Annotated in this window: 27 protein-coding genes; 14 read left to right on the top strand and 13 right to left on the bottom strand. The window is 65.5% G+C overall.

The genetic code is table 11. From position 1 onward, the window contains the following. Positions 1 to 7: 7 nt before the first annotated feature. The 3 genes from D8Z78_RS13610 to D8Z78_RS13600 all read right to left on the bottom strand — a co-directional run bounded on the left by D8Z78_RS13610 (position 8) and on the right by D8Z78_RS13600 (position 3373). On the bottom strand, positions 8 to 1111 hold the full coding sequence (locus D8Z78_RS13610) for a Gfo/Idh/MocA family protein (RefSeq protein WP_121630814.1): 1104 nt from the start codon (positions 1109 to 1111) through the stop codon (positions 8 to 10). A gap of 237 nt (positions 1112 to 1348) precedes the next feature. Further along, positions 1349 to 2485, bottom strand: coding sequence for an MFS transporter (locus D8Z78_RS13605; protein ID WP_164932966.1), 1137 nt, complete (start codon positions 2483 to 2485; stop codon positions 1349 to 1351). A 282-nt stretch (positions 2486 to 2767) separates the two neighbouring features. After that, positions 2768 to 3373, bottom strand: a complete 606-nt coding sequence (locus D8Z78_RS13600; RefSeq protein ID WP_121630841.1) for a response regulator — start codon at positions 3371 to 3373, stop codon at positions 2768 to 2770. A gap of 246 nt (positions 3374 to 3619) precedes the next feature. On the opposite strand from D8Z78_RS13600, the gene D8Z78_RS13595 reads away from it, so the two are divergent. After that, positions 3620 to 4135 carry a putative pterin-binding protein gene (locus D8Z78_RS13595; protein ID WP_121630812.1) on the top strand — a complete coding sequence of 172 codons (516 nt, stop codon included), beginning with the start codon at positions 3620 to 3622 and terminating at the stop codon, positions 4133 to 4135. 31 nt (positions 4136 to 4166) lie between these two features. Continuing rightward, positions 4167 to 6737, top strand: coding sequence for a hybrid sensor histidine kinase/response regulator (locus tag D8Z78_RS13590; protein ID WP_121630811.1), 2571 nt, complete (start codon positions 4167 to 4169; stop codon positions 6735 to 6737). Between the two features lie 6 nt (positions 6738 to 6743). On the opposite strand, the gene tsaA is transcribed toward D8Z78_RS13590, so the two are convergent. Together tsaA and D8Z78_RS13580 are read right to left on the bottom strand one after the other, a co-directional pair. Next, a complete protein-coding gene (tsaA, locus tag D8Z78_RS13585; protein ID WP_121630810.1) occupies positions 6744 to 7235 on the bottom strand; it encodes a tRNA (N6-threonylcarbamoyladenosine(37)-N6)-methyltransferase TrmO in 492 nt (163 codons plus the stop codon). Between the two features lie 21 nt (positions 7236 to 7256). Beyond that, positions 7257 to 8102, bottom strand: a complete 846-nt coding sequence (locus tag D8Z78_RS13580) for an SMP-30/gluconolactonase/LRE family protein (RefSeq protein WP_121630809.1) — start codon at positions 8100 to 8102, stop codon at positions 7257 to 7259. Positions 8103 to 8216: 114 nt separating this feature from the next. On the opposite strand from D8Z78_RS13580, the gene D8Z78_RS13575 reads away from it, so the two are divergent. The 12 genes from D8Z78_RS13575 to D8Z78_RS13520 all read left to right on the top strand — a co-directional run bounded on the left by D8Z78_RS13575 (position 8217) and on the right by D8Z78_RS13520 (position 17346). Then, positions 8217 to 8456, top strand: coding sequence for an Lrp/AsnC ligand binding domain-containing protein (locus D8Z78_RS13575; RefSeq protein ID WP_121630840.1), 240 nt, complete (start codon positions 8217 to 8219; stop codon positions 8454 to 8456). Positions 8457 to 8484: 28 nt separating this feature from the next. Then, the gene (locus tag D8Z78_RS13570; protein WP_121630808.1) at positions 8485 to 9618 is read left to right on the top strand and encodes an ABC transporter substrate-binding protein; all 1134 of its coding nucleotides are present in this window, start codon (positions 8485 to 8487) and stop codon (positions 9616 to 9618) included. Between the two features lie 39 nt (positions 9619 to 9657). Beyond that, the gene (locus D8Z78_RS13565; RefSeq protein WP_121630807.1) at positions 9658 to 10578 is read left to right on the top strand and encodes a branched-chain amino acid ABC transporter permease; all 921 of its coding nucleotides are present in this window, start codon (positions 9658 to 9660) and stop codon (positions 10576 to 10578) included. Continuing rightward, a complete protein-coding gene (locus D8Z78_RS13560; RefSeq protein WP_121630806.1) occupies positions 10575 to 11621 on the top strand; it encodes a branched-chain amino acid ABC transporter permease in 1047 nt (348 codons plus the stop codon). Before D8Z78_RS13565 ends, D8Z78_RS13560 begins: the two co-directional genes overlap by 4 nt. Beyond that, on the top strand, positions 11614 to 12360 hold the full coding sequence (locus D8Z78_RS13555; RefSeq protein WP_121630805.1) for an ABC transporter ATP-binding protein: 747 nt from the start codon (positions 11614 to 11616) through the stop codon (positions 12358 to 12360). Before D8Z78_RS13560 ends, D8Z78_RS13555 begins: the two co-directional genes overlap by 8 nt. Next, positions 12357 to 13043 (top strand): ABC transporter ATP-binding protein, encoded by a 687-nt coding sequence (locus D8Z78_RS13550; RefSeq protein ID WP_121630804.1) that lies wholly within the window; start codon positions 12357 to 12359, stop codon positions 13041 to 13043. Before D8Z78_RS13555 ends, D8Z78_RS13550 begins: the two co-directional genes overlap by 4 nt. Before the next feature lie 84 nt (positions 13044 to 13127). Then, positions 13128 to 13556 carry a hypothetical protein gene (locus tag D8Z78_RS13545; RefSeq protein WP_121630803.1) on the top strand — a complete coding sequence of 143 codons (429 nt, stop codon included), beginning with the start codon at positions 13128 to 13130 and terminating at the stop codon, positions 13554 to 13556. Further along, positions 13556 to 13948: a phage holin family protein gene (locus D8Z78_RS13540; RefSeq protein WP_121630802.1), complete on the top strand. Its 393-nt coding sequence runs from the start codon at positions 13556 to 13558 to the stop codon at positions 13946 to 13948. The genes D8Z78_RS13545 and D8Z78_RS13540 overlap by 1 nt, the downstream gene beginning before the upstream one ends. Next, entirely contained in the window at positions 13941 to 14666 is a 726-nt protein-coding gene (locus tag D8Z78_RS13535; RefSeq protein WP_121630801.1) for a hypothetical protein, read from the top strand. Before D8Z78_RS13540 ends, D8Z78_RS13535 begins: the two co-directional genes overlap by 8 nt. Then, complete coding sequence (locus D8Z78_RS13530; protein WP_164932965.1) at positions 14659 to 15702, top strand: AI-2E family transporter; 1044 nt, start codon at positions 14659 to 14661, stop codon at positions 15700 to 15702. Before D8Z78_RS13535 ends, D8Z78_RS13530 begins: the two co-directional genes overlap by 8 nt. Next, a complete protein-coding gene (locus tag D8Z78_RS13525; RefSeq protein WP_121630799.1) occupies positions 15695 to 16630 on the top strand; it encodes an amidoligase family protein in 936 nt (311 codons plus the stop codon). Before D8Z78_RS13530 ends, D8Z78_RS13525 begins: the two co-directional genes overlap by 8 nt. A 5-nt stretch (positions 16631 to 16635) precedes the next feature. After that, positions 16636 to 17346: a gamma-glutamyl-gamma-aminobutyrate hydrolase family protein gene (locus D8Z78_RS13520; protein ID WP_121630798.1), complete on the top strand. Its 711-nt coding sequence runs from the start codon at positions 16636 to 16638 to the stop codon at positions 17344 to 17346. Positions 17347 to 17412: 66 nt separating this feature from the next. On the opposite strand, the gene D8Z78_RS13515 is transcribed toward D8Z78_RS13520, so the two are convergent. The 8 genes from D8Z78_RS13515 to D8Z78_RS13480 form a co-directional block, all read right to left on the bottom strand. Further along, on the bottom strand, positions 17413 to 18030 hold the full coding sequence (locus D8Z78_RS13515) for a PRC-barrel domain containing protein (RefSeq protein WP_121630797.1): 618 nt from the start codon (positions 18028 to 18030) through the stop codon (positions 17413 to 17415). A gap of 103 nt (positions 18031 to 18133) precedes the next feature. Next, positions 18134 to 18649, bottom strand: a complete 516-nt coding sequence (locus D8Z78_RS13510; protein ID WP_121630796.1) for a pyridoxamine 5'-phosphate oxidase family protein — start codon at positions 18647 to 18649, stop codon at positions 18134 to 18136. A gap of 3 nt (positions 18650 to 18652) precedes the next feature. Beyond that, on the bottom strand, positions 18653 to 18850 hold the full coding sequence (locus tag D8Z78_RS13505; RefSeq protein WP_121630795.1) for a CsbD family protein: 198 nt from the start codon (positions 18848 to 18850) through the stop codon (positions 18653 to 18655). Between the two features lie 48 nt (positions 18851 to 18898). After that, complete coding sequence (locus D8Z78_RS13500; RefSeq protein ID WP_121630794.1) at positions 18899 to 19126, bottom strand: hypothetical protein; 228 nt, start codon at positions 19124 to 19126, stop codon at positions 18899 to 18901. A 56-nt stretch (positions 19127 to 19182) separates the two neighbouring features. After that, positions 19183 to 19650 (bottom strand): baeRF12 domain-containing protein, encoded by a 468-nt coding sequence (locus D8Z78_RS13495; RefSeq protein ID WP_121630793.1) that lies wholly within the window; start codon positions 19648 to 19650, stop codon positions 19183 to 19185. Continuing rightward, positions 19643 to 19855 (bottom strand): hypothetical protein, encoded by a 213-nt coding sequence (locus D8Z78_RS13490; RefSeq protein ID WP_121630792.1) that lies wholly within the window; start codon positions 19853 to 19855, stop codon positions 19643 to 19645. The genes D8Z78_RS13495 and D8Z78_RS13490 overlap by 8 nt, the downstream gene beginning before the upstream one ends. A gap of 13 nt (positions 19856 to 19868) precedes the next feature. Continuing rightward, complete coding sequence (locus tag D8Z78_RS13485) at positions 19869 to 20267, bottom strand: DUF4112 domain-containing protein (protein ID WP_121630791.1); 399 nt, start codon at positions 20265 to 20267, stop codon at positions 19869 to 19871. Further along, positions 20239 to 20397: a YqaE/Pmp3 family membrane protein gene (locus tag D8Z78_RS13480; protein WP_121630790.1), complete on the bottom strand. Its 159-nt coding sequence runs from the start codon at positions 20395 to 20397 to the stop codon at positions 20239 to 20241. The genes D8Z78_RS13485 and D8Z78_RS13480 overlap by 29 nt, the downstream gene beginning before the upstream one ends. Positions 20398 to 20399: the final 2 nt, after the last annotated feature.

Here is a 20399-nt window from a genome sequence, read left to right as displayed (position 1 = left end):
TGCCCTCTCAGACCTGCGTGACCGGCACCCATTGCCGGGTGGTGGATGATGTCAGGACGGCCTCGACCACCTCGGCCACGGCAAGCCCGTCGCGAAAGCTGGGCCAGACCGCGCTGCCCGTCTCGATGGCACGCAAGAAGTCGCGCGCCTCGATGATGATCTGGTCCTGATAGCCGGTGCCATGCCCCGGCCCTTGGCAAAAGGGCGCGTAATCCGGATGCGCCGGACCGGTCAGGATCTTCGTGAAGCCGCGCGTGGCCTCCGGCCCCTCGGCGCGATAGAGCCAGACCGCGTTCTGATCCTCTTGGTCAAAGCGGATCGCGCCCTGTGTCCCATGGATTTCATAGGCATAGCCCATCTTGCGGCCCGTCGCGGTGCGGCTGGAATAGATGTGCCCCATCACGCCAGAGGCAAAGCGGCACATGATCTGGGCATGGTCGTCATTGGTGACAGGGCCACCGGGGCGTTCGGCATGGACGGTCTCGACCTCTGCCATGACCGACGCGATCGGCCCCATCAGCGCCAGCGCGGCGTTGATCGGATGCGGGGCCAGATCGCCCATATTGCCATTGGCCTGTCCCACCCCACGCCAACCGCGCGGCGCGGTCGGGTCGGCATAGAAATCCTCGGTATGCTCGCCGCGAAACCACGTCACCCGCCCGATGGCGCCCTCGGCCAAGAGCTGCCGGACGAACTGGCTGGCAGGCGTGCGGATATAGTTGAAGCCGACCATGTTGGCGACACCCGCCGCCTCGGCCGCCGCGACCATGGCGCGGGCGCTGTCGATGGTGTCGGCCAAGGGCTTTTCGCAGAACACCGGCTTTCCCAGCGCGAACGCGGCCTCGGCAATGGCCCGGTGGCTGTCCTGAGGCGCGGCGATGATGACGGCCTCGACCTTGGGATCGGCGACCAGCTCCTGCCAGTCGCGCGCCGCGCGTAAAAATCCGAACTGGTCCCGGTAGCGCGTGGCGCTCTCAAGACTGGAGGCCGCGACCATTTCCAGCCGGGGTCGCAGGGCGGTATCGAACACGGCCCCCACGGCGGACATGGCCACGGCATGGGCCTTGCCCATGTAGCCGCCGCCAACGATGCCAATGCCGATCTGGGTCATCTCTTGCGTCCTTTCAGGCCTGCATTCTGGCTGCAACCGGTTGCAGAATTCGTAGCCTGCCCCCGGAATTCGTACAAGTCTGACGCCATCGACATGCCGTGCGCGCCCCCGGGGGCATCATGTGACTCGATCCCCGGCACACGGACATGATCGCCAAACTCAAAGGACGCAAATCTCCCTCTCCAAAGTCCTGCGCCCGGGCCGCGCGTTGGCGGAATGCAGGCGCCCCTTCCAAAATCACCCCGACCTCGTGGGATTGAGGCACCCGGCCATCGCGACCGAAACGAAGGTGACCGGCAACAGCAAAGCGAATGCCGCTCTCAGGCCAATGGTCTCTGCCAGCAGCCCGAACAGCGGCGGCCCCACGAACCCGATCATCGTTGCAAGCGTTGCAAAGCTCGCGACGGTTTCCGTTGGCGGGCGCTCCGGTCGCCGTCCCGCCGCCGCAAAGCCCTGCGGCATCGTGATCGCAAACCCGCCCCCGACGAGCAGGCAGCCGAGCAAGGCTATGGGAACGGTCGGCGCCCCGGCCAAGACGCCGATGCCCACCCCCAACAGGACCGAGGACACCCGCGCGACGGTCACGACGCCGTACCGGGCGATCAGGGCATCGGCGACGAAGCGCCCCCCGGTCTGCGTCAGGACCACCGCGGGCAAGGCCAGCGCTGCGAGGTCCTCGGCGGCGCCCAGCGCATCGCGCAAGTAGATCACGATCCAGCCCCGTGTCGCGCCTTCCAGAAGGATACCGGCAAGCGCCCATAGCCCGATCAAGACCACCCCGCGGGTTGGGATCGCAAAGCGCCGATGCGCTTGCGGCTGTCCCGGCGTGCCGCTGTCGGGCATCGGAAGCACTAGGGTTGCAGTCAGCGCCACCATGATCGCAGCATGCGCCGTGAACTGGACAAGCGGCGACGCCCCGAGCCGGATGCAGCCAGCCGCAAGCAACGAGGTCGCAAGGAAACCCAAAGCCCACCAGCCGTGGCACAGGCTCATGATCCTCGCCGCGTGCCGGGTTTCGAACCGATTGGCCTCGACATTGATCGACACGTTCGTGCAGGCGAAAAACACGCCATAGACGGCCATCATGGCGGCGAGCGACGCGGCGTTCGGCGCCAAGGCCGCAAGGATCTGCAACGCCGTCGCCATGACCAGCCCCAGCGCCATGACACGCCTCGGGCCGAACCGTTCGATCTGCCCGGGGCTCAGCAGCGATCCGAACAGGACACCGGCGGGCATGCCCAACAGGACAAGCCCGTAGACAGCCTCGGAAATGCCAAGCGCGGCTTGGATTTCGGGCAGGCGTACATGCAGGCCGCCTGTACTGGAGGCGTGCAGTACGAAAGCGAGGATAATCCGAATCCGGTGGTCTAGCATGGGCGGAGACTTCCCCCGTTTCAGTACCGGATCAATGGGGGATGCCAACATTGCGCGGCAAGTCAGGCCGATGCGGTCGCGTGCCATAGATGGTTTGTGTAGCTTCCCGCCCTCTCGATAGGTCGCGCGCGCAACACCGGGCGTCTTCTCCGTCGCACGGACCGGAACGCGCACCAAGCCTGGTTGTGCGTAAATAAACGCGCCCCGCAAGCGCATGCTGGTCCAGCGAGTTCCCCCCACGACACCTGCCGCTTGCGGCGAAGGGACCGCGCGCCGAACTGCTCAGGTCAGGCCGCGGTCCCGGGCGATCATCGCGGCGTGGGTCCTGTTGCGGGCGTCCAACTTGCGCGACAATGTCTTGACATGCAGCTTGACCGTGACCTCCTGCAGGTCGAGGTCGCGCGCGATTTCCTTGTTCGACTTGCCTTCGCAGATGCCGCGCAGGACATCCTGTTCGCGCTTGGTCAGACTGCCCACCGTCTCGTCGGCCTCGGGTTGCTGCAGAAATTCGATCGGGGCATAGACCTCGCCCGCAGCCATGAACCGGGCAGCCGTCAGCAACGACCGCGCGCTCAGGGTCTTGGGGATGAACCCCTGCGCACCGGCTTTCAAAGCGGCCTCTGCCACGTCGCGCGTGGCACTGCCCGACAGGATCGCAACCGGGCGCCCGGCATTTGCCTGCCTCATCCGATCGAGCCCCTCGAGCCCGTTCATGCCGGGCATGTTGTAATCCAGCAGCACAAGATCAAAGCTGCCGGTCCGCTCTGCCTCAGCGACGGCATCCTCTAGGGTGGCGACGGTCTGCACCTCTTCGACATCGCTGCCATCGAGAAAGGCAGCAATCGTTTCACGTACAAGGTCATGATCATCGGCAACCAAGATGCGCATCATCGTCTTTCCAGTTCCTGTTCCACCGCCAAACCCGGCCCCGACATATGACTCTCGACTGATCCATCGATACACCGTCAGTCTTAACAGAGTATTTGCACCTCTCTCCCGAAGACGAGGGCGGCGCACATCTTTTCACCTAAAAATATACGAAAGTATAGTCACCTTAGCCAGATGGCGATATGACTTCGTTCACGTTTTTCCGGTACAAACTGCCAACCCGTCTTGCTTTCGGAGGTAAGGACCATGACCAGTTTCGCACGTACCGTTCTGCTCGCCCTGTGCATGTCGATCAATTTTCTCCTGCCGGCCGCCGCAGCCGAAATCGCCAAGCCCGAGGGCCCGGTCATCCTGCGCGTGACTGGCTCGGGGGCGGCTGCCAATGTCGGCGATACCGTCGCCTTCGACCTCGACATGCTGCGCGACCTCGAAAGCCGGACGATCCAGACCTCGACGATCTGGACGGATGGCGATCAGGAATTCACCGGCATTTCGCTGTCCACCTTGATTGACTTGCTCACTCTTGAGGGAAGCCACCTGCGCGCCCGCGCGATCAATGACTATGCGGTCGACATCCCCATGGAGGATGCGCTCAGCGGCGACGCGATGATCGCCTACGCGCGCAACGGCAAACCCATGAGCGTGCGTGAGAAGGGACCTTTGTGGATCATCTACCCATACGATTCCGATCCGCGTTTTCAGGCAGAGGTCTATTATGCCCGCAGCATCTGGCAACTCGACCGGATCGAGGTGATCGACTGATCTTGGCGCCCGGGGCTCCGGAGGCGAATCCATGCGTCGCATTCCTTATGTGATCTTCAATGCCAATAGCCTGGTGCGACGCGGCATCATCGGTTTCATCCTGTCGCTCTTCGTGGCGACGATCAGCGTGCTTGTTCTGGATGTTCGCACCCAGATGTCAAACCTCGCCACGGCCTCGTCGGACAATGTCCAGTTCGCCATGACCCAGGCGGAAACCGAGGTGCAGATGCTGCGCATCGCGGCACTAAAAAACGCACTTTCGGACGAGGCCGACCTGACAGAGGTCCGGCTGCGCTATGATGTGTTTTTCAGTCGGGTCCAGACCCTGGCCTCCAGCGCGGTTTTCTCCGACCTGCGCTCGAACCCCAGAACGGCGGAGCAACTGGCCTTTCTGCAGGATTTCCTCGAAACATGGACACCGGTCATCGATGGCGATGACGCGCAGTTGCTCGCGGCGCTGCCCGCGCTGGCCGAGGACGCCGTCGATGCCCGGCAGGCAGCGCGGCGGATTTCGCTTGAGGGGATCGAATTCTTTTCGAGTATCCGCGACATGCAACGCGCCAGCGTGGCGCGAACCCTGTTCAACATTGCGGTCCTCACCGTGGCGTTGGTGGCGCTGCTTTTGATCGTGGCGGTCGCACTGATGCGCGTGGCGCGCGCCCGCGAGCGCGATCTAGCGGATAACCGCCTGATCCGAAAACGCATGGAGACGATCATTTCGACCTCGCTCGACGCCGTTATCGTCACCAACAGGCAGGGCAGGATCGAGGATTACAATGGCGCGGCCGAGCGGATCTTCGGCTATTCCCGGGAGGAGGCGATCGGCGCCGACATGGCGGAACTCGTCATTCCCGACCATTTCCGACAAGGCCACGAGGCCGGCATGCGGCGATATTTGGATACCGGGCAATTTCGCGTCATCGACCAGGGAATCGTTCAGCTAGAGGCCAAGCGGAAAGGGGGCGATGTCTTCCCCGTCGATTTTTCCTTGGCAAGGGCCAACAGCCCAACCGGCGAAATCTTCATCGGCTTCGTCCGCGACATTTCCGACCGGGTGCGGGTCGAAAGGACGCTCAAGGCCGCCCGCGACCGCGCCGTCGAGGGGGAACGGAAAAAGGCCGAATTGCTGGCCGTCATGAGCCATGAGATGCGTACGCCACTCAACGGCATCCTCGGCACGCTGCAATTGCTGGACATGGACAGCTATGATGCCCAGACGCAACGCTACCTGAAGATCATCCAGAGTTCTGGCAAGCTTCTGCTGGGACATGTCAACGACGTGCTCGACATCTCGCGGCTCGACGCCGGCAAGATGAGCATGCAAAAGACCCGCTTCGACCTCGTGGACCTGCTGCGCGAGATCGTCGAAAGCCAATCGATCCAGGCCGAGCAGAACGGCAACAAGCTTCTGATGACCCCGCCCAGCCCCAGCCTGCACGAGGTCTACAGCGATCCCGATCGCCTGCGACAGATCTTGCTGAACCTGATCTCGAACGCCATCAAGTTCACGCAAAACGGCACGATCACCCTCGAAGCCGAATGCCACAAGGGTCTCAGGGAGGTGGAGCTACGGGTCATCGACACCGGGGTCGGCATCGCCGAGGAGGATCTGGAGCGGATTTTCGGCGATTTTGTCACCATCGACAGCACCTATAGCCGAAAGGCCGGCGGAACGGGGCTGGGGCTTGGCATTTCCCAACGTCTCGCCACCGCGCTTGGCGGCGAATTGGGGGCCGAAAGCGAATTGGGCGATGGCAGCCTGTTCTGGCTGCGCCTGCCCATGGATGCGCCCGAAAACGCGGCGCAGGAGTTGCCTGAAACCCCGGAGGAGGATGGTGAACAGGTCGTCCCGGCTGGCAAATCCATGAACGTGCTCGTGGTCGAGGACAATGCCATCAACCGCATGGTCGTGCGCAAGATGCTGGAAACCGGCGGTCACACCGTCACCGAGGCGCATGATGGCGGCCAAGGTGTTGAAACGGCTGCGCAAGGGGCCTTCGATGTGATCCTGATGGATATCTCGATGCCAGTGATGGATGGCGTCGCCGCCACGAAGGAGATCCGTCGCTCCGGGACCAACGTGCCGATCATCGCCACCACCGCCCACGCCATGCCCGATGAACTGGCCGCGTTCCGCGCCGCGGGCATGAACGACGTGCTGATCAAACCGATTTCGCGCGCCGCGCTGCTGAATATGCTGGCCCGGATCTCGCCGTCGGGGGATGCCCCGACCAAGGCGGCCAAGACCGGTCTTGCCATCTTCGATGCGGCGCATTTCGCCGATATCGCAACGGAATTCTCCGACTCCCAGCTTGCGGACATGGTCGCGACCGTCACGACCGAGGTGACCGCGTTCCTTGCCATGCCCCTGAGCCCGGACAAGGACGCGCGTCAGGCACTGGCGGCAGAGGCGCATCGCATGGCCGGGTCCACCGGCGTGTTCGGCGCGATGCGGCTGGCCGCCCTGTTGCGTGAGTTCCAGTCGGCGGCTCCGACTGCCGCTATGGACGACTTGGTTCAGATGCGCCGCAAGATCGCCGCCTGCTGGGTGCAGACCTCGCGCGCGCTGACACGGCACCTCGCCACCAGCGATGCATCCTGAGCGCCGTCAGCCCACTTTGTCCGACGGCTTTGGCGGCGCCTGCACCGAATAGGCACAGCGCACCGGCTTCAGGTCCAAGAGCGGCGTCCCATCGAGGCAATCCAGCCCTCGCACGATCAGGCTTGGCCCGTCGCGACGGACCAGCTTAACCACCGATGTACCGATCGGGTTGGGCCGCAACGGCGAACGCAACGCAAAGGTCCCGCGCGTGCAGCCGTCGGATTTCGGACTTTGGGTCAACAGGTCCCGGCGCGCCCGGTGCAGCCAATACAGGACCTCCACCCGGTCGAAAGCCTCGATCCCGTCCAGTCCGGCGGCCAGTTCCGGCAGCAGTTCCAACCGGCATTCCGGCCCATCCTCGCGGCCCTGACGCGGGCACGCCTCCCTGCGCTGGAAGGGCGTCCGGATCGTACCGATGAAGCGCAACTGCGCATCCCCGGCGGGCGGCAGGTGGAGGGTGGTTTCCCCCGCTCTCGTGGCGTCGCGATCCGCGGTCATGGCATCCCCGAAGGCGGCATCCTACAGCACCACGCGCGGTTCGGGCTGCCCCTTCGCCCCGGTCTCCAGCGCAAAGGTCATGCCGGCATGGCGGTCCGCGGCGTCGGTGTTTTCCGCCGCCGACGTGACATAGAGCACCGACAGGTTCGGCCCCCCGAAGGCCGGGCAGGTCGTCTGGCCAGTCGGCAAGTCGTGGGTCTCGACGAGGCGGCCATCGGCATCGTAGCGGGCCACCCGCCCGGCCCCCCATTGCGCGTTCCAGAAATGCCCCTCGGCATCGATCACGGCCCCGTCCGGGTTCAGCCCCTCTTCCCGCAGGTCCAGCCAGACCGAAGGCGTGCCCTCTGGCCAGCCATCCTTGTCGAGCGCTACGCGAAACACCTGCCCGCGCGGCGTATCGGCAAACAGGGCAAAGCTGCCATCGGGCGCGAAACAGGTCGCATTGGGCACGGTGACCTTGTCCCACAAGCGGCGCAACTCCCCCTTGTAATAGCGGTAGATCGCGCCCAGCCCGTCTTCGCAGCCAAATCCCATGGTGCCGATCCAGAACCCGCCCATCGGGTCGGCGCGCCCGTCATTGGACCGCGTTTCCGGCTGATCGGCCTCCAGCGCGACAAGCCGCTCCGCCGCGCCGGTCGAGAGGTCGAACAGGCTCAGATCGGTGCTGGACGCCACCAGCAGCCGGTCGCGAGACACCCAGCCCGCCGCCGAGACCGGGCGGTCAAAGCTCCAGTGCCGCTCGACCCCGTCATATTCGTAAAGGCGCTGGCCGAGAATATCGAACCAGAACAGACTGCCACGCTCGGGGTGCCACAAAGGCCCCTCGCCCAGCGTGCATTTCGTATCGGACAAGATGGACCAGGTCATGCTACCTCCTGAGGCACAGGATCGCGCGGGATGGCGTCCAAGACAAGGATCATTGCACTGGATTCCCGTCGCATTTTCGGGTCAAGTCGGGGCAACACGACAGGGGGACCCCGCATCATGAACTGCGTCTTCATCCAGATCCGCTGCAAGCCCGGCACCGCCTATCGCGTCGCGGGCGATATCGCCCTGCGCGAAATCCATTCGGAGTTGTATTCCACAAGCGGGGAATACGACCTGCTGGTCAAGCTCTACATTCCCGAGGGCGAGGATGTGGGCAAATACATCAACGATCACCTGCTGGATATCGACGGGATCGAGCGGACCTTGACCACGCTGACCTTCAAGGCATTCTGAAAACACGACAAAAACGGGGAGACGGGACATGACGTTCAGGACATTGGCATTGGGCACCGCGGTGGCGGCGCTGGCAACGGCGGCCACCGCAGAGGTCAAGGTGGGGATGATCACCACCCTGTCGGGCGGTGGCGCCAGCCTTGGCATCGACACGCGCGACGGCTTCATGCTGGCAATCGACGCAGCCGGGCGCGACGACGTCACGGTGATCGTGGAGGACGACCAGCGCAAGCCGGACGTCGCCGTGCAACTGGCCGACAAGATGATCCAGTCCGACAAGGTGGACGTGCTGACGGGCATCGTCTGGTCGAACCTCGCCATGGCGGTCGTGCCTTCGGCCACCGCGCAGGGCCTGTTCTACCTGTCGACCAACGCGGCACCGGCGCAACTGGCGGGCCGGGGCTGCAACGCCAACTATTTCTCGGTCTCCTACCAGAACGACAACCTGCACGAGGGGGCGGGCGCCTATGCCACGCAGGCCGGGTTCAAGAACACCTTCATCATGGCGCCCAACTACCCGGCGGGGCAGGACAGCCTGACCGGCTTCAAGCGGTTCTACGAGGGCGACCTTGCAGGTGAGGTCTATACCCAGCTGGGCCAGACCGATTACGCCGCCGAGATCGCGCAGATCCGGGCCTCGGGCGCGGATTCGGTGTTCTTCTTCCTGCCGGGGGGGATGGGGATTTCCTTCCTCAAGCAATACGCGGATTCGGGCGTCGACCTGCCGTTGGTCGGCCCGGCCTTCTCTTTCGATCAGGCGATCCTTCAGGCGGTGGGCGACGCCGCGTTGGGGGTGAAGAACTCCTCGACATGGTCCAAGGACCTCGACAACGCCGCCAACGCGGCCTTCGTCGCGGCCTTTGAGGAAAAGTACGACCGCCTGCCGTCGATCTATGCCGCGCAGGGCTTCGACACCGCCAACCTGTTGCTGTCCGCCATCGACAAGGCCGATGTGAACGATGATGCGGCCTTTCAGGCGGCGTTGAAAGAGGCGGATTTCGACAGCGTGCGTGGGTCGTTCAGCTTTGCAGCGAACAATCATCCGATCCAGAACGTCTATGTGCGCGAGGTGATCAAGGAGGGCGACATCTTTACGAACAAGATCGTCGCCACCGCGATGGAAAACCGCGACAACGCCTATGTCGGCGACTGCAAGATGTAAGCGATCGGGGGGCGGGTTCGCCCGCCCCCGCTGACATTCATGACATTCTCCCTGATCCTCGAACAGGTCCTCAACGGGCTGCAATCCGGCATCATGCTGTTCCTGATGGCGGCGGGCCTGACGCTGATCTTCGGCGTCATGGGCCTGATCAATCTCGCCCACGGGTCGCTTTACATGGTCGGTGCGTTCTGCGCCGCCGCTGTGGCCGGGCTGACCGGCTCTTTCGTGCTGGGGCTGGCCGCCGCGCTGGCCGGAGCGGCGCTGGCGGGCGCGCTGATCGAGTTGGTGGTGATCCGCAGGCTCTATGCGCGTGACCATCTGGATCAGGTGCTGGCGACTTTTGCGCTGATCTTGATCTTTTCGGAAGGAACACGCTGGGTTTTCGGCTCTTTCCCGCTGTATCTCGACGTGCCCGACGCGCTGTCCGGCCCGGTCGCGCTGCCGCTTGGCATCCAGTATCCCGCGTATCGCCTCGCCATCATCGTCGTCGGTCTGGTGGTTGCTGCCGGCCTGTTCTGGCTGATCGGGCGCACCCGGCTGGGCATCCGCATCCGCGCGGGCGAGAATGACCGCGAGATGATCGCAGCGCTTGGTGTCGATATCGGGCGGCTTTACACCATCGTCTTCGCGCTTGGGGCGGCGCTTGCGGGCCTTGCCGGTGCGCTGGTCGGCGCGATCCAGTCGGTGCAGGTGGGCATGGGGGAGCCTGTGCTGATCCTCGCCTTCGTCGTGATCGTCATCGGCGGGATCGGGTCGATCAAGGGGGCCTTCATCGGGGCGCTTCTGGTGGGGCTGACCGATACGCTTGGGCGGATATTCCTGCCGGAACTGTTCAAGCTGGTTATGGAGCCATCCGCCGCAACCCAAGCCGGGTCGGCCTTGGCGCAGATCGCGATCTACGTGTTGATGGCGGCGGTGCTGGTCTGGCGCCCGACCGGGCTGTTCGGAGCGCGCGCATGAGCACAGGTCAGATTGGGGGCCAGCCCCCAAACCCCCGAGGTATTTTCGGACCAAAGAAGCAGGGGCGCGAGGCGCTGCTCAACGCATTGGTCCTGCTGGGATTGGTGATCGTGCCGCTTTGGGCGGTGATGGCGGATGAGCCGTTCACCATCACGCTCGTGACACGCGCAGTGATCTTTGCGCTGGCCGCCGTGGGGTTGAACATCGCGCTGGGGTTGGGCGGGCTGGTGAGCCTTGGCCACGCGGTGTTCTTTGGCATCGGCGGCTATGCGATGGGGATCCTGGCGTGGCACGCGCAGAATTACGTCCCGCTCTTCGAGTGGCCCGTCCTGTTCGAAGGCACGAAATCCATGCCGGTGATCTGGGCGGTGGCGGTGCTGGCCTCGGCGCTGGCGGCGTTCTGCATCGGCCTGCTCAGCCTGCGCACCTCGGGTGTGTATTTCATCATGATCACGCTCGCCTTCGGGCAGATGTTCTACTATTTCGCGATTTCATGGGCGCGCTATGGCGGCGAAGACGGGATGAGCATCTATGTCCGCAACGGCTTTCCCGGGCTGAACACGCTGGACCCGATCCAGTTCTACGGCCTGTGCCTTGCGGCCCTGCTGCTGGGGTTGCTGCTGCATGCCCGGCTGCGGCGCGCGCCCTTTGGACTGGCGCTGAACGCCGCGCGGCAGGCGCCCGAGCGGGTGCGGGCCGTGGGGCTCGACCCGCTGCGGTTGCGGCTGCTGGCCTTTACCCTGTCCGGCGCGATCACCGGGCTGGCGGGGGCGCTGTTTGCCGATCTGAATCGCTTCGTCTCGCCCACCATGTTCAGCTGGCAGCTGTCGGGCGAGTTCATCGTGTTCATCATCCTCGGCGGCACCGCGCGGCTGTTTGGTCCGGTCGTGGGGGCGGTTCTGTTCGTGCTGATGGAGCATTGGCTGGGCGCGCTGACCGAGTATTGGCATATCGGCTTTGGCGCGCTGTTGCTGCTCATCGTGCTGTTCGGCCAAGGTGGGGTCATCGGGTTGATCGCCGGGAAGGCGCGGGCGCATGACTGAGATCCTGTCGACCCGGGGCTTGTGCAAGGCGTTTGGCGCGCTGACCGCGACCGACGATGTCAGCCTGACCCTGCGCGCAGGCGAGATACACGCCCTGATCGGTCCGAACGGGGCGGGCAAATCCACGCTGATCGCGCAGATCGGCGGGGCGCTCAGCCCGGATCGGGGGCAGGTTTTCCTTGATGGAGAAGACGTGACCGCCCTGCCCGTCCCGGCGCGGGCCCGCAAGGGGCTGGCGCGGACCTTTCAGATCAGCCAGTTGGCGCAGCAGGACACCGTCCTGCAAAACGTCCTGCTGGCGGCGATCGGCGCGGCGCGGCAGCCATGGCGCTTTTGGCGACCGGCGCTGTCGGACGCTGCGCTGCGGGGGCGGGCCGAGGCGGCGCTGACCCGGGTTGGGCTGGAAGATCACGCCGCCACCGTCACCGCCGAGTTGTCGCATGGCCAGCGCCGCCTGCTGGAGATCGCCGTGGCGCTGACCCTGTCCCCCAAGGCCTTCCTGATGGATGAACCGATGGCGGGCCTTGGGGCGGAGGGCGCCGCGCGGCTTGTCCCGCTCTTGCGCGATCTGAAGGCCGAGGCGCCGATCCTGCTGGTCGAACATGACATGGACGCGGTCTTTGCCCTTGCCGACCGGATCAGCGTGCTGGTCTCGGGTCGTGTGATCGCCACCGGCACAGCGGATGAGATCCGCCGCAATGCCGCCGTGCGCGCCGCCTATCTGGGGGATGCGGCATGAGCCTGCTGACCGTCTCGGACCTGACCGCCAGCTATGGCGCCTCGCAGGCGCTGTTCGGTGTGGACCTGGCGCTGGCCGAGGGCGAGACGCTGGCGCTGATGGGCCGCAACGGCATGGGCAAGAGCACGACGATCAAGGCGATCTGCCGGATGATGCCGTCGCAGGGCGAGATGCGCTTCGACGGGCGCGACCTGCGCCGCCTGCCCTCGCATCGCGTGGCGCGGCTGGGCGTCGGGCTGGTCCCCGAGGGGCGGCGCTGCTTTGCCGACCTGACCGTCACCGAGAACCTCATCGCCGCCGCGCGCCCCGGCCCGTGGACCGAGGCCAGCATCAGCGCGCTCTTCCCCCGCCTCGCGGAGCGGCGCGCGCAGGTCGCGCGGTCGCTGTCGGGGGGCGAGCAGCAGATGCTGGCGATCGGGCGCGCGCTGATGACCAATCCGCGGCTGATGATCCTCGACGAGGCGACCGAGGGGCTGGCCCCGCTGGTCCGGCAGGAAATCTGGCAGGCGCTGGCCCGGCTCAAGGCCGAAAGCGGCCTGTCCCTGCTGATCGTCGACAAGTCGTTGGCCGAATTGCGGACGATCTGCGACCGGGGGGTGATCCTCGACCGGGGGCGCTCGGTCTGGGCGGGGCGCCTCGACGCGCTGGAGGAAGACCGCGCGCACGCTTTGCTCGGCGTGTGAGTCTCACGGGAACTTGTGCGGCTCTGGCCCGTTAGCTTCAGGACCGGCGCAGTCACGCGCCCAACCTGAACACGGGGGGACCCCATGACCCACGCAGACCTGAAAACCGACGCGCAAAACACCGCCCGCGAGCTTCGCGACAAGGTGTCCGACGCCGCCGAAGCCCGCGCCGAAGCCGCCCGCGACGAGTTCGCCGAGCAGGCCGATCGCACCGCCGACCAGACCCACGAGGCCGCGCAGGCCTATGACAACGACAGCCTGCAGGCGCAGGTCCTAGGCCAATTGGCGGACAATATCGACGCGCTGACCGACCAGATGCGCCGCCGCTCCATCCCCGAAATGGCAGAGGACGCCGCCTCGCTCGCCCGTCGCCATCCGGCGCTGGTGCTGGGCGGTGCGGCCTTGGCGGGCTTCGCGCTGGCACGTTTCCTCAAGGCCTCGCCGGAGCCTGTCCAGCAATCCAACCAAGTTGACCCTTGGACCGGCCACCTCGATGACCGAGGGCTGGTGTGATGCCGACCGGTCTTCGTGATGCACCACAGCTGGTGGTGGATGTGCTGGACCATGCCACTGCCCTCTTGCGCGCCGAACTGAAGCTGGCCCGCGCCGAGCTGACCGAAGGCATCGAGCAGGCTGGCAAAGGGCTGGGCTGGTACTTGGCCGCCGCCATGCTGGGCCTGACGGCGCTGCATGGTCTGGGCGCCAGCGCCGCGCTGACGCTGATCGCCATGGGCATGACGCCCCCGCTCGCGGTGCTGACCACGGTCGGGATCGCGCTGATCCTCGCCGCGATCTGTGCCACCGTCGCCCGCCGTCGCATCCGCCGCGCCCGCGCCATGCCTGACCGCACCCTGCGCCGACTGGAGCAGGACGCCAAAACGCTCGGAGATATCAACCATGCCTGACGACTTCCCCCGCGACCGACTCGAAAAAGACATCGCACGCGAACGTGCCGCCCTGTCGGACAGCCTGTCCGGCCTCGCCCGGGCCACGGACCTGCGCCAGAACGGAGACGACGCCATGTCCCAACTTGCCCAAAAAGCCACGCGCGCCGCGCGCGACAATCCCGCGGGGCTCGCCCTGCTGGGCCTCGGGCTTGCCGTGCTGGCGATGCCGTCGCGCAAGCGTGAACCCGACACCTACGATGCCCGCACGCCTGGGGCCGAGCACCGGATGCGCCTGCAAGGGGTCCGCACAAGCGGCAACGATTTGCGCGCGCGTCTGGATCGCGGCTTGGAGAAGCTCGGGCCCGAAGCCCGCGCCCGCGTCAAGGCTGCCCGCCTGAAGGCGGTCGAGGCGCAGGACCAGATCGAGGAACAGGCCGCCCGGCTGGGCACCGCCGCTGCCGAAACCCACGACCGCCAACCGCTGCTGACGGCAGCGATCGCGGCGGGCATCGGCGGGCTCGTCGGCGCGCTTCTGCCCACCACCCGGCACGAAGACCGCCTGATGGGGGACTACCGCGACGCTGCCCTGCGGGATGCCGAAGCGGTGCTGCGCGCCGAACTGGCCGAACTGACCCGCGCCGGGGCGGACGAACTGTCCAACCGGCTCGATCCTAACTCCAAATCGGACGAGGCTGCGGCCCCGCAACCGGAGGTGAATGCGGGCCATCATGGCTGACAGGTCCGACTCCCTTCCCGGACAGTCGCTGTCTCTGGCGGTCATCGCAACGGTGGCCGCCATTGCGCTGCTGCAATACGGACAGGAACTCTTTGCGCCGATGACGCTGGGGCTGGTGACCGGTGTGGTCCTTGCCCCGGTCATGACCAAGCTTTCCGGCATCGGCGTGCCCCGCGCGGTCTCCGCCACCAGCGCCTTGCTGCTGGCGGTGGCGGGCATCGTGGTGGGCATCGGCCTTGTCGGTCCGATCGTGCTCGACATGGTCGGACAAATCCCCCGGCTGGAATCGCGGGTCTTTTACTGGCTCGAAGACATCACTCGCACCCTGCGCGGTCTTGAACCACTGACCGAGGAGATCAAGAAATCGATCACCGGCCCCGGCGGATCGGGCATGGAAGACGCGGTGCCTACCCTGTCCGAAGCCCTGTGGATGGCGCCAAATTTCATGGCGCAGGCGCTGATCTTTGCGGGGACGCTGTTCTTCTTCCTGCTGACGCGCGACGACATCTACCTGGCCTTGCCTGCGCGCTCGGCAACGCTGCGGCGCGCCGACCGTGCGGTGTCGCATTATTTTACCACCGTGACGGCCATCAATGGCGTGCTCGGTGCCGCCGTGTTCGGCGCGATGACCGTGCTCGGCATGCCCAGCGCCGTGCTTTGGGGGGTTGCGGCCTTCATCCTGAATTTCGTGCTGTATCTCGGGCCCGCCGTGATGCTGCTGTCGCTCTTCGTGGCCGGCATGATCAACATGACCGGGTTTCAGGCGCTGCTGCCGCCCATCGCCTATCTGGCGCTGAACATGACCGAGGCGCAATTCGTCACGCCGACGCTGGTCGGCCAGCGGCTGCGGATGAATCCCTTGGTGGTGTTTTTGGCGATTCTGTTCGGCCTCTGGCTTTGGGGGCCGATGGGTGGCATTGTCGCCCTGCCGGTGATCGTCTGGGTCGGCGCCTATTTTTCGGCGGGCGTCGAGGCGGCGACCTCACCAAACATCGCAACGCCCGACCGTCACGGAGCCATCGAAGCAGATGAGTGATTTCGCCCCGTTCGCCTACCCCGACACCACCTCCGGCACCCCGCGCAAATGCGGTGTCGAGATCGAGTTCGCGGGCCTCTCCGAAACCGCCGTCGCCGAGGTTCTGGCGGAGCATTTCGGTGGCACCGCGCGCGACAGCGGCCCCAATGAGCTGGTCGTCGAGGGCACGGCCCTTGGCGATCTGCGCGTCGAGCTGGACACGGTCTGGCGCAAGGCCGGGCTGCCGATCCCCGAGGCCGGGATGGAACTGGTGCGCGAGATCGTCCCGGTCGAGATCATCACCGCGCCCCTGACCCCCGCCGAGGTGGCGCAGTTCGACAGCGTGCTGTCCCCGCTGCGCGAGGCCGGTGCCATCGGGTCGCGCGGGGGCGTGCTGCTGGGCTTCGGCGTGCATCTCAACCCCGAGGTCACCGGGCTCGACGACCCGCATACCTTGGCCACGATCCGTGCCTTTGGCCTGCTGGAGGACCACTTGCGGCGAAGCGCCGGGATCGATACGACCCGGCGGCTGCTGCCGTTCGTCGATCCCTGGCCCCCGGCGCTGATCGATGACCTTGTCGCCAATCCGCCGCAGGACATGGGCGCGATGATGGCGCTCTATGCGCGGCACACGAAGAACCGCAATCACGGGCTGGACCTGCTGCCGCTGTCGATGGAATACGACCCCGACCGTCACAGCGAGCTGTTCCCCAAGGACAAGACCTCGCCCCGCCCCGCCTTCCATTTCCGCCTGCCCGACAGCCGCATCGACGAGCCGGACTGGAGCCTGCAGGACGCGTGGCAGATGTGGGCCAAGGTCGAAGAGACCGCCGCCGATGCCGATAGGATGACCGATCTGGAGATGGCGTGGCGCGCGCATCGCGCCCGCGCCTTCTCGCGCCGGGGGCCGTGGGCCGAGCGCGTCGGCGCCCTGCTGGGCGCCGCATGAGCCGCATGGAGCGCAAGCCACTGATCGGGGTCACGACCTCGCGCCGCTCGGGCTGGCGGATTTTTCCACTTGTTGCATTGAACGTCTGGCTGGCCGGTGGCCGCGCCGTGCGCTGGGGCGCCGGGCGCCCTGCCGACATCGAGGCCGCCGACGCCATCATCATCGGCGGCGGCGACGATATCTCGCCCTCTCTTTACGGTGGCCAATTGGGGCTGAGCGCCCGGCTCGATCCCGCCCGCGACGCCTTTGAGCGGGGATTGGCGGAACACGCCCTCGCAGAGGGCATCCCGGTGCTCGGCATCTGCCGCGGCGCGCAGATGCTGAACGTGGCGTTGGGAGGCGATCTGGACCAAGCCGCGTGGGACAGCTATCCCGACGCGCGCCATATCCGGACGATCCTGCCCAAGCGCAGCGTCCGTATCGCCGAGGACACGCATCTGGCGCATATTGCGGGCTTGGAGGTGATGAAGGTCAACGCCCTGCACACGCAGGCCGTCCGGAACCTTGGCCGCGGGCTGCGTGTCGCGGCACGCGACCAGCACGGGATGATACAGGCCATCGAACGCGGCAGCGACCCGTTTGCGTTGGGCGTGCAATGGCACCCGGAACACCTGTTTTATGCCCGCCGCCAACGCGCCTTGTTCCGGGCGCTGGTCGCTGCGGCCTGCGCCTATGCCGAAGCCAGAAACCAGAGCAGCGCCGTCGCGGCGATTTGAAAATCGCCGATCAAGCGCCTTGCAAGGCGCTTGGTCCAAGGCGCTTCGAAGCGCCTTGCGCCCGCATCAGGCCGACATCTGCGGACTTGGGCGGCTGGACGCGACGAAATGCGTCCGTTCCTCGGGCACGTGCCGCAATGCGCTCGCCTCGACGAAACTCGTTTCGCCGTGGCTGCCCTTGACCAAGACCCGTGTCAGGCTGTTGGCCGCCGTGTCGATCTCGACATCCGAAATCCGACCCAGCTCCCCCCGCAGGGTGAAAAGCGGTTTGTCCAGCACGTCGCGGCCCCAGATCCAGCTAGGCGGTGCGCCCTCCGGCATATCGACACTGGTGCGCCGGCCAAAGCCGAAGGCGATCGGCGACAGCCCCGCATGGCCCAGAGGGCCAGCCAGCGGCAGCGTCACCGGCAGTTGCGCCGGATCGACATGGCGCGTCGCGCTCTCGGCCTCCTCGCAAGCCGCATTCAGGTCGTCGAGGTTCATGTGCACGGTCATCGCTTCGTCGCTTGCAGCGACTCGCCGCGCGGTGATCAGCAGGGGCACGGCCCGCAGGCGCGACCCGAGGCTGGTGCGCCAATAGGCGACACAGCCGTTTTCCAGATCGAGGATCGCATCCTCGACCCGGCCAAGATGTTCGCCCGTGGCATGTATGACGGGCAATTGCGTCAAATAGGTGAGGTTCATGAGGTAGCCTCCTTTGCTTGACTCAATAACGTCTGCCCTGCTGACCCGTTCCACGCGAAAAGGGCGCCCGCAGGCGCCCTTCGATCACAAGCTTGGCAACGTCTCAGGCTGCCATGCGCAGCGTGATGACGCGATGCGTGCCCACGTCCGGATTGCTTTCGCCATCGGACATGGCCGCGCGCATCATCTTCAGCCCGACCAGCACCGGATTGCCATCCGATGCCCAGATCGCGGCCTCGCGCGGGGTATAGCGCAGCAACTGCACATTGTCGTCCTCGCGGCCATGCTCGAACCACGCCGCCACGGCGAAGTTCCACAGCTCGTCGAGCTTCTCGGCGCTTTCATAGGGCACCAACGGCCCGGTCAGGCTGACATGGTAATCGCCATCACCCGAGACCAAGGTGAACCCCGCCTCGGCACCCTGTCGCAGGGCACCCACGAGGTCGGTATCGCGCGAGGTGATGAACCAGATCGCGCCGTTTTCGGGATCGGCGAAATGGGTCATCGGCTGAGGGTGCTGGCCGCTATCCTTGACGACCAGCATGCCGGTGCGAATGTCACCGAGCTGGTCCCACAGCTGCTTTTCCGCCTCTACATCCGTTTCCGGTTTGTCGGCCATGGCTTACACCTTTTGCAGCAGGCGATCGAACGAGGCGCGGGCATCGTCCTTGCTTTCGCCGGTCTTCTGCTGGATCAGGCCCTCGATCTGCTCACGATTGCCGCGAGTCCGCTCCAGTTCGTCATCCGTCAGGTCGCCATACGCCTCGCGCAGGCGGCCTTTGATTTCGGTCCATTTGCCTTCGATACGATCTTGGTCCATTTTGGACCTCCTTTCGGTAATTCGGTTCAGGTTGCAGGTTCGCCGCGGTCAGTCGTCTTTGGGCGGCTCGACATCAAGGGTCGGCACCTCGACTTCCACGGTTTCCGAGTCGACGTCGACATCGCCCACCTCGGCATCGAATTCCGGCGCTTGCCCACCCTCGACCGTGACCTCGGGCAGTTGCGCCTCTTGGGTCTGGTCGATGTCGATCATGTAAAAGGCAAAGCCGATCACCAGCACGGCGACGACCGCGCCTATGATTGCTGCAGGTTTCATGAGAGTATCTCCTTTGCGTTCAATGGGATAACCCACAAATCCCGCAGGAGTTCCCGCTAGTGCGCGCGAAGTTCGGCGGAAATGCGCTTCTCAACCTCGTCGAGCGGGTGGTTGGTCAGCACCTTCGGCACGTCGAGGATGACCTTGTCGCGCACCTCCTTGTGCATCGCGTCGCGCAGCGCGCTCAGCACCGGGCGGCTGGCCGCGATGACCAGCGCCTCATAGGCGCCCGCATGGGCCTTGCGGTACAGATGGTCCGCCATGTCCTTGGCAAACCGCTCCTTTTCCAACTCGTGCCAATCGGTGTCATCCACCGCCGAGACCTGCCCCGGCCCGGTGTCATGCATACGGCCAGGCCGGTTCGCGGCCCAGTCCTGCGCCTTGGGATTGTCCTGCTCGTCCTTGCGGACGACTTCGAGGTTCATGTCAGTCTCGTCGCCGACATTCTTCAGGAACAGCGCCTTTTCGCCATCGGCGATCAGAACCCAAGCGTGTCGGGGCAGACCGTTGAGATGTTCAGCCATTGTCGGTGTCCTCTTCGATTTCATCGGATTTCGTCACGCGCGTCGCGCCGGCGGGCCGTTCAAAGGCGCGCTTCTTCTCGTCGCGGGTGCCGACCTTGCGGCTCAGTTCGCCGCCAGCGCGGCCAGCCTGAGACACCTTGTCGTCCTTGCCGAACACCTTGTCGGTGTCGCGGCTCATGTCCTTGGATCTCTTGCGTTCAGCCATTGTCTCTCCTCCTTCAGGATAGGGCGGCGCGATGCGCCTGCGCGACCAACGGGTCGCGGTGCAACTCGTCACGCAGAAGCGCCACGTTGCGGCGGTTGGATTTGAAGCCGATGTCGAACAGGTCGCCCAGCAGCGGGATGCCCCCGATGACCGTGTCGACAACCGTGTTCACGGACATGCGCGCCAGCACCCGTTTGCGCGCGCCAAGGCGGTGCGCCTCGACGACGATGAAGGCGGCGGGTGCAAAGGTCAGCGCGTCACCGATGCCCGGAACCAAGCCCAGCAGGCCGTCCCAACCGACCCGCAGCCCCAGAACCGGCACGCGAAACGCGCGGTCGAGGCTGTCGGCCAGCCGTTCCAGCCGCGCCAGACGCGCGGCGCGTTCAGCGGCGGGCAATGATGTAGACAGCATGGACGATACCGGGGATGTACCCGAGGATGGTCAGCAGGATGTTCAGCCAGAAATGCTTGCCCAGACCCACTTGCAGGAACACGCCCAAGGGGGGCAGCAGAATGGCGATGATGATGCGGATCAGGTCCACGG

The organism is Tropicibacter alexandrii (assembly GCF_003667315.2).
GTDB classification, from domain to species: domain Bacteria; phylum Pseudomonadota; class Alphaproteobacteria; order Rhodobacterales; family Rhodobacteraceae; genus Tropicibacter; species Tropicibacter alexandrii.
Note: the sequence above shows the minus strand (reverse complement) of the source record. Positions and strands in the feature narration are given on the sequence as shown.